The sequence below is a fragment of the Flavobacterium sp. genome, assembly GCF_035456085.1.
Classification (GTDB): domain Bacteria; phylum Bacteroidota; class Bacteroidia; order Flavobacteriales; family Flavobacteriaceae; genus Flavobacterium.
The window spans coordinates 1-7,543 of the sequence record NZ_DATIDY010000223.1 but is presented as its reverse complement, the minus strand read 5'-3'; the positions used below and the strand labels follow the sequence as shown (position 1 = coordinate 7,543).

The window sequence follows — 7,543 nt, the reverse complement described above, 5'->3', positions numbered from 1 at the left end:
CCTGCTCCATCACGGAAATACTCAGCAATAGATAATCCTGAAAGTGCCACACGAGCACGAGCTCCAGGAGGTTCATTCATTTGTCCGAAAACGAAAGTAGCTTTAGACTCTCTCATTCCTTTCAAATCAACTTTAGATAAATCCCATCCTCCATTTTCCATAGAGTGCATGAATTCCTCACCATATTTAATAATTCCTGACTCTAACATCTCACGAAGTAAGTCATTCCCTTCACGAGTTCTTTCTCCTACTCCTGCGAATACAGAAAGTCCACCGTGTCCTTTTGCAATATTGTTAATCAACTCCTGAATCAATACTGTTTTACCTACTCCGGCACCACCAAACAATCCAATTTTACCTCCTTTTGCATAAGGCTCAATCAAATCGATTACTTTAATACCTGTAAATAAAACTTCAGAAGAAGTAGATAAATTTTCGAATTTTGGCGCTTCTTTGTGGATTGGAGTTCCGTCATTACCAGTTTTTGCTAAAGCAGGTAAACCATCAATGGCATCTCCAATTACGTTAAACAAACGACCGTAAACATCTGCTCCGATTGGCATTTGGATAGGATTCCCTGTTCCAACTACTTCATAACCTCTGCTCAAACCATCTGTTGAGTCCATCGAAATGGTACGAACAGTGTTTTCACCGATGTGAGATTGTACTTCAAGTATTAATAATGTACCGTCTTTTTTTGTGATTTCTAATGAATCATAAATTTTTGGAAGTTCAACATCTTTTCCGTTGAAAACCACATCGACTACTGCTCCAAAGATTTGGTCAACTTTTCCTATTACTTTTGACATTACTTATGTGTTTATTAAATAGCTATTTAGGTTTGTGAAATATAGCCCATCGAAAATCATCGAATGGATACTTTTTTCAGAGTGCAAAGATAAATTTTTAAAATATAAAATCAATATTTTTTTTTATAAAAAAAGCTAAAATTTTAGAGGATTAACTATTAAGCTGTTTCAAACTGTCAAAACCGCTCATTTTGTGTTAAACAACAAAAAAACCACCATGTAATAATATACGGGTGGTTTTTGAAATAGCGAAAAATATTTTTTAATTTATTGTATAACAGCAGGAAATAATGTTTGATAATCTTCTAAGTTTACTGTTCTTAAAGTTGCTTCATATTTGGCATTTATCGCATTAATAAAAAGATTTGCTATAAAAGCATAACCTCTTGGCGTAGGATGTACTCCATCTAACGAAAAAGCTCCTCCTGTCACATAAGCGGCTGTCATGTGATAATTTCCAAAACGCACACCCGTTAAAGCCAATTGAGTCATCGCCGTTTTAGTATCTACAAGAGCTAATCCTTTAGATTCAGCAATTGAATTTATAGTTTTGTTATATGCATCTGTTGCTGTTACTACCTCTTTAACTTCATCTTTTGTAAGCACCCATTGATCCGCCAATGGAACGGAAACTCCATTAATTTTAGTTGGATCATTACCCACCAATGTCCCTATGAAAGTTCTTGCAGTTAACACAACAAGATCTTCTTTGGTAACTTGTCGGTATGAAGGAACACCATATTTAGATAAATCAGTTAAATAACTATCTACTATAACAACTGCATTATTACCAGCAGTAAATTTTATTGTTCTTCTTGCTGCTTCATCTGCAGTTAATAACTTATTAGTAACCATTTGTTGTAATCCACCATTATACTGTGCAAAACCTGCATTTAATTGACTTGCCAAAGCCTCTGTTAAAGGAACTGGATTATAAGGTACTGTTGTAAAATAAGGCAATGCGGTTACATATGGTAAATTTGCCACTACTCCCTTAGCACCATTTGCAGTTAAACCATTTACCAAAGCATTATATACACTTGCAAAAACATTTGGATCGGTAATATCATTTGTACCATAAGTAGAAGGATCTAAATTCCCAGTTTGATTAACTCCAACTCCACCAGATGTAGCAAAACCTAAAACATCATTTCCACCTATAAACAATGAAAAGAAACTTGGTGTTTGTGCCAAAGCATCAGCCAAAACTGTAGTTGTTGGCGATGTTGCAAAACGAGCATAGTAAGGATTTGATTTTCCCGTAGCAACCCCTGCAACATTTCCATAACCCGGTGCAACTAAATGATAACTTTTAGCTCCGGGAATCCCTAAATTATTAAATGGTCCTGTTAAATGATTTGTTACTTCGGTAGTTGGTTTTCCTTGTACCGCAACAGGTGCTTTGCCATCAAAATACAAACGTGGTCCCGCTATTACATTTCCACCTAACAAAAGTCCTCCAATATTATCTGACATATAAGGAATAGTTATAGCTACACCCCCAGCAGGAACAAATTGTTGCGCTAATAAATTGACATAAGAAGTTTCCTGAGCAGTTTTAAATAAGGCGCTATCACTATATCCTGCAGCAAAAGAATCACCTAATGCCACATATTTTGCAAAAGAGGCAGTTCCAGAAGTAATCGGAACTTCTACAGGAGCAGAATCTTCATCATCATTATTACATGCTACAAAGCTTAACGAAACTAACAGTAGCCATTTGAAATTTTTTATCATACTATATCTTTTAAGTTTTGACTTGTCTTTTTTAATTATGGATTGATAGTTAAAGAAGCAAACCATTGTTGACCAATTGCCCCTGAACCGATTACCTGAATATAATCCTCACCTCCAATATTAGTTGCTCCTATTTTAAACAATAATTTATATTGCGGAACAGCATAATTGATTTGAGCATCGAAAACAGTTGTGGATGGAATCATTCCGTCAGCAAAAGACGATTGCCATAAATATTCAGAATTCCATCTAACATTAGTATTAAATCCAAAATTTTTAAACAATTTGGCATTTCCTAAAGATGCTTTTACCCTGTGTTTTGGAGTATTAAAACCTGTAACAAAACCTGGATCTTCAGATTGATCAAAATTTAATTGAGAATAATTATAATTTACCCCTAATTCAAAATCTTTATAGACTTTTTTAGACAACCCTACTCCAAAACCTAATGAAGCAACATCAGCAGAAGTGTTACTATACACTTGATAAATTCTTCTGTCATTTCTAACTAAAGCATAAACGGGACTTAACGGATCCAACAAATTGATTGTTGAATTCACATTTCCATAGTAAACTCCAGCCACTCTCGAAGTATTTAAAAAATGATTGTATTGATTGTAATATCCATTAATATCAACAGAAAAATCATTATTAATTACAGTTCTATACCCAAGCTCATACGCTTTTACTTCCTCAGGACGAACCAGCTTAACATTGGCAGTTTGCAACAAAGCAGCAGCTCCGGCCACATCAGAAGGCTTAGCCGCCAAAGCTTTCCCAAATTCTTGTACAGAAGCTAATGTATACGAATTATCATAAGCATTGTTACCATTCATAGTCACACTTGAACTTGCGCCAGCAGCCTGACCCGCAGCACTTACATTTAAATTCTCTGAAAAACGAACCAAATTTTCCGGCGCAGAACCAATTAAAGCAAAAGGCCCTAAATCAAGTCCAATATACTGATCTTGTGTAGTTGGATTTCTAAAACCTGTCTGATAAGAAACTCTAAAGTTGTGCGTTTTTTGTGCTCCGGCAGAATAAACAAAAGAAACTCTTGGAGAAATATTTCCATCAAAATTTTGGCTTTTATCATAACGAATAGAAGCAACCAATTTTAAACGATCATCCAAGAACATTTTAGAACCTTGTGTATAAATTCCGTATTCATTATAACGAATTGGACCATCATAATCTGTAAAAATGGAGCCACTAGAATTCATTTCATATTGACGAGCAGAACCTCCAACTTGAATTTCAGCAAATTTGATTAAGTCTCTGAAATTATAATTCACATCTGAGTGATATATTTTTGACTGATCAGTAAATTTAGCACCTTGAGTTAAATCAGGATTATTCTTTACCGTATTCAATGCAGAAGTAAATTCCGGAGAACCTGGTTCAAATCGAGCCCCTCTTGGCGCATTAGGATTTGCCGGATCAGTATTTGGCACTAAATTTAAACCTGGAGAAACATTTGTATCAGCAAACGTACGGGCATAATTGGCAGCTTCATTAGCATTTAAACCCAAAACTGCAGATGATAATTGAAAAGAAGTAGCATAATCAGTAAACCAGTTTGTATCCGATTTAGCCAATCTTTGCACGTTCCAACCTGCAAAACGCATATCATATGAATCACCAGCATCTTCTGAAGATTGATAAGCTCTTGCAAAAAAGTTTTTTCCCTTCACCTCGATTTTAGTTTGACTCATAAAGAAATTATTCAAAGCATATCTATTGGCACCTTGATAAATAGTATTTCCCATACCTAATTTATATTGAAGAATAATTTCAGTGTCATTATTCCAAGGCTTGAAATTCAAAGAAAAATCAGCCTTAACACTATTCACTTTATTATCATTTAAATCTTTTTCACGATAACCAGTTCTGCTTACTTGTCCAACATTATTAATAAAAGTTGTCACTTCGTCACCGTAAATATTTAACCCATCATAGTTTTGATTTTTTTCGTGACCTATAGAACCACCTGTCATACTTCTTCTATCATCAGCAATCCATTCAGTTCCTCTCATATAATTAAAATTGGCTTTAACTGCGAAATGCTTAGTAAAAGCAGTAGCCGCTCTAATTCCCATATCAAAATAATCATTGGTACCAGCAACATCCTGTGAAGTCTGACCATATTTCACATAAGAACTAATTCCTTGGTGAATAAAAGGGCTTTTGCTATTCATAAACAATATTCCATTGAATGCATTGGCTCCATACAAAGCAGAAGAAGCTCCAGGTAAAAGCTCAACACTAGCCACATCAATATCTGAAAGACCAATTAAATTCCCCAACACAAAATTCAACGCTGGAGAAGAGTTATCCATTCCGTCTACTAATTGCATAAAACGAGTATTTCCTACCGCAGCAAAACCTCTAGTGTTTACAGTTTTGAATGAAATACTGCTGGTATTAAATTGCACCTCTTTCAAATTTTCTAAACCATCATAGAAGGTTGGAGCAGTCGTACTTTTAACTTGTTGAATTCCCATTCTTTCAATTGTTACTGGTGACTGTAGCACTTTTTCTGGTGCTCTTGAAGCAGCAACAACAATTTCGTTCAATTTAGTTTCTTCTGAATGCAACTTTATAATAATTTTTTGCGACAAAGATCCGACGGCAATAGTTGATGAAGTATATCCAATTGCAGTAATTTCTATAGAAAAAGGAAGCGCTAGCGTAGAAGTTATAACGAAAGATCCGTCATAATCTGAAACAGCTCTTTCTTTTGTTCCTGCCACATTAATATTGGCGCCTGGAATTGGTTGATTATTTTCATCTGTAATAACACCTTTGACTGAATTTTGTGCAAAAGATAAACTACAAATGAACATTGTTAAAAAAAGCAAATACAATTTCATTAGGGTTAAGTTTTCTTGGTTAATAATGCCAAATTACACATATTTTTTAATTATCACTAAAATAAGTAAAAAAATTTATAATTATTATCAACAAATTATAACAAAAAATGATAATTGTATATTTTAATTATTTACACAATTAACAACAAAACAATCAATTATATTAATTAAATACTATGCATACATAACAATTTAATAAAAATATTAAATTTATCACAAAAAACCACAATGGCTTTGCGTTAAGTTAAAAGCAAAAAAAAAGCGAGAAATAATTCTCACTTTTTTACAAACTATATAATATTTTAATTATTCAACAGTAACAGATTTAGCTAAATTTCGTGGCTGATCTACATTGCAACCTCTCATAACTGCAATATGATATGACAAAAGCTGTAATGGTATCGTTGTAATTAGCGGTGATAAAGCATCTGATGTTTCCGGAATTTCGATAACATAATCAGCTAATTCCCTAACCTGGGTATCTCCTTTGGTAACAACAGCAATAATTTTACCACTTCTGGATTTTATTTCCTGAATATTGCTAACAATCTTATCATAATGCCCTTGTTTGGGAGCAATTACAATTACTGGCATCAATTCATCAATCAATGCAATTGGTCCGTGCTTCATTTCGGCAGCAGGATAACCTTCAGCATGAATATATGAAATCTCTTTAAGTTTTAAAGCGCCCTCAAGAGCTACAGGGAAATTATAACCACGACCAAGATATAAACAATTTGGCGCATCTTTAAAAACAGCTGCAATCTCCATAGATTTTGCATTCGTTTCTAATGCTTCTTTTACTTTTTCTGGAATAACTTCTAATTCCTGAAGATAAGTATGAAAATCAGAATGGTTCAAAGTTCCTTTCGCTTTGGCCAAACGCAAAGCTAACATAGTCAAAACAGTGATTTGAGTTGTAAAAGCTTTTGTAGAAGCTACACCAATTTCTGGTCCAGCATGTGTGTAAGCGCCTGCATGAGATTCTCTAGAAATAGAAGAACCTACTACATTACAAACTCCAAATACAAATGCTCCATGATCTTTTGCTAATTTTATGGCCGCCATTGTATCTGCCGTTTCACCTGATTGAGAAATAGCAATTACAACATCTTTACTGCTAATAATTGGGTTTCTATATCTAAATTCAGACGCATATTCTACTTCAACAGGAATTCTAGCAAATTCTTCTATAATATATTCTGCCACCAAACCTGCATGCCACGAAGTACCACAAGCCACAATTATAATTCGATCAGCATTCAAAAACTTCTCAATATTATCTTCTACACCTGCCAACTGAACAATTCCCTCATTAGCATGTAACCTTCCTCTATAAGTATCTTTAATTACATTTGGTTGCTCATAAATTTCTTTTAACATGAAATGATCGTAACCACCTTTTTCAATTTGCTCCAAATTCATTTGAAGCTCCTGAATATAAGGCTTAACAATAGAGTCATCTTTAATTTTACGAACTCTCATTGGTTTATGCAATCTAATATTTGCCATTTCACCATCTTCTAAATAAACAGCATTTGCAGTATATTCAATAAATGGAGAAGCATCTGAAGCGACAAAATACTCGTCTTCACCAATTCCAATTGCTAATGGACTTCCTAAACGAGCCACAACAATCTCTTCGGGATTTTTTTTATCAAAAACAGCTATAGCATACGCTCCCACCACTTGGTTTAACGCAACCTGAACTGCTTTTCCTAATTTTAATTTTTCGTTTTTTTGTACATCTTCGATAAGATTTACAAGAACCTCTGTATCTGTATCAGATTTAAAAGTATATCCTCTTTTAATTAATTCTTCTTTAAGAGGAGCGTAATTCTCTATAATTCCATTGTGGATTATTGCTAAACGACCCGAATTAGACAAATGAGGATGAGAATTCACATCATTTGGAACTCCATGAGTTGCCCAACGTGTATGTCCCATTCCAATAGTTCCATGTATTGCCTTTTCTTCATTAGCTTTTTTCTCAAGATCAGAAACTTTCCCCTTTGTTTTTGAAACCACTAAATCATTTCCATCAAACAACATCACACCAGCACTATCATAACCACGATATTCCAGTCTCTTCAATCCTTTTATTACGATAGGATAAGCCTCTCT

4 protein-coding genes are annotated in these 7,543 nt (G+C 34.2%); all 4 read right to left on the bottom strand.

Features of this window, described 5'->3' with window-relative positions:
* Window positions 1–809 (bottom strand): F0F1 ATP synthase subunit beta (locus VLC96_RS16800; protein ID WP_491700822.1); only part of this gene is annotated, 809 nt, incomplete at its 3' end.
* 267 nt (window positions 810–1,076) lie between these two features.
* A complete protein-coding gene (locus tag VLC96_RS16795; RefSeq protein ID WP_325264775.1) occupies window positions 1,077–2,546 on the bottom strand; it encodes an SGNH/GDSL hydrolase family protein in 1,470 nt (489 codons plus the stop codon).
* Between the two features lie 35 nt (window positions 2,547–2,581).
* On the bottom strand, window positions 2,582–5,419 hold the full coding sequence (locus tag VLC96_RS16790; RefSeq protein WP_325264773.1) for a TonB-dependent receptor: 2,838 nt from the start codon (window positions 5,417–5,419) through the stop codon (window positions 2,582–2,584).
* A gap of 306 nt (window positions 5,420–5,725) precedes the next feature.
* On the bottom strand, window positions 5,726–7,543 hold a 1,818-nt coding region (glmS, locus tag VLC96_RS16785; protein ID WP_325264771.1), incomplete at its 5' end, for a glutamine--fructose-6-phosphate transaminase (isomerizing).

Coding starts and splice junctions, on each gene's coding strand:
- VLC96_RS16795 (WP_325264775.1), bottom strand. CDS start 2,546: ATGATAAAAAATTTCAAATGGCTACTGTTAGTTTCGTTAAGCTTTGTA.
- VLC96_RS16790 (WP_325264773.1), bottom strand. CDS start 5,419: ATGAAATTGTATTTGCTTTTTTTAACAATGTTCATTTGTAGTTTATCT.